Source organism: Stenotrophomonas sp. 2YAF22 (genome assembly GCF_052114665.1).
In the GTDB taxonomy this organism is placed as follows: Bacteria; Pseudomonadota; Gammaproteobacteria; order Xanthomonadales; family Xanthomonadaceae; genus Stenotrophomonas; species Stenotrophomonas indicatrix.
Map to the genome: position 1 here is coordinate 1 of NZ_JBFRFE010000833.1, position 1472 is coordinate 1472.

General features: G+C 65.9%; 1 protein-coding gene. It reads left to right on the forward strand.

Annotated elements, in window-relative coordinates:
- Positions 1–170: 170 nt before the first annotated feature.
- A partial coding sequence (locus AB4Y84_RS21560; RefSeq protein WP_442250917.1) for a TonB-dependent receptor plug domain-containing protein occupies positions 171–1472 on the forward strand: 1302 nt, incomplete at its 3' end.

A 1472-nucleotide genomic window follows, 5' to 3' on the forward strand; every position in this document is an offset into this window, starting at 1 on the left:
CAGTGCACCTGTGGATTGTTGGTTGCGATTCATTTTCGCGGCGTTACAGCGCGCGCGGGCAAACAGTTACCGATGAAAACACTCTAGAATCCGGCCCCCACGTTGGTTTGCAGCACCCCACGCGTCCATAGAACGGACGCATGTTTTTTCTGAAACACGAGATTTCACGGATGTCCCTGAAGACCACCCCGCTGCGCAACGCGATCGTCATCGCGCTGGCCGCCAGCTGCACCACGCCCGCTTTCGCACAGGAAGCCGGCGATACCCCCACCAACCTCGACCGCATCGAGATCACCGGCTCGCGCATCCGCCAGGCCAGTGTCGAGACCGCGCAGCCGGTGGTGGCACTCAACCGCGCCGACATCGAGAAGAAGGGCTACGTCAACGTCGCCGACATCCTGCAGGACGTCACGGCAGCCGGCGCACCGAGCCTGAGCCGTTCGTCCTCGCTGAGCTCCTCGCGCGATTTCGGCGGCATGTATGTCAGCCTGCGCAACCTCGGCCCGGAACGCAGCCTGGTGCTGATCGACGGCCGCCGCATGGGCGTCAGCGCCGGCGGTTACTCCGACCTGGCCTCGATTCCGTCGGCGATCGTGGAACGCGTGGAAGTGCTGACCGATGGCGCCTCGGCGCTGTACGGCTCGGACGCCATCGCCGGCGTGGTCAACATCATCACCCGCAAGAACTTCGACGGTGGCGAAGCCAGCGTCTATGTCGGCCAGTACGGTGAAGGCGACGGCCAGAAGCGCTCCTACAGCGCCACCTTCGGCAAGACCTTCGACCGCGGCTGGTTCAGCGTCGGCGCCGAGCGCACCAAGGAAGACGAGATCCTCGGCGATGCGCGCGAGTTCAGCCGCTACCCGGGTGGCCCGCGCCATGCCGACGACGTCGACGCGCTGAGCCCGACCACCCAGTGGGRCACGGTCACCGTCGGTGGCAAGCCGCTGACCGTGGGCCCGGGCGGCGACCCGAGCAGCGCCGGCAACTTCCACACGCCGGATCCGGCTGACGGCGCCAACGCCAAGACCAACATGAGCCTGCTGAGCGGCCTGGAGCGCACCTCGGTGTTCGCCAACGGCGGCTTCTCGATCACCGACAACCTGCGCATCGTCGCCGACGCGCTGTACAGCAAGCGCGAGTCGACCAAGCACCTGGCCGGCTACCCGTACTCGGTCTCGGCTGCGCAGTCGCGCAACGGCACGCGCGCTGCGCTGTCCAAGGACAGCACCTTCAACAAGTGGGGCCAGGACGTGCTGTTCTCGCACCGCACCGAAGAGCTGCCGCGCGGTACCGAGAACACGCTGGAAACCAAGCGTGCCAGCCTCGGCCTGGAAGGCAGCTTCGAAACCGGTTCGCGCTACTGGGACTGGAACGTCAGCTACATGTACAACCGCAATGAAGGCGAGCGCGTTGGCACCGGCAGCATGTACCAGCCGAACGTCAACCTCGCCGTCGGCCCGTCCTTCATGGAC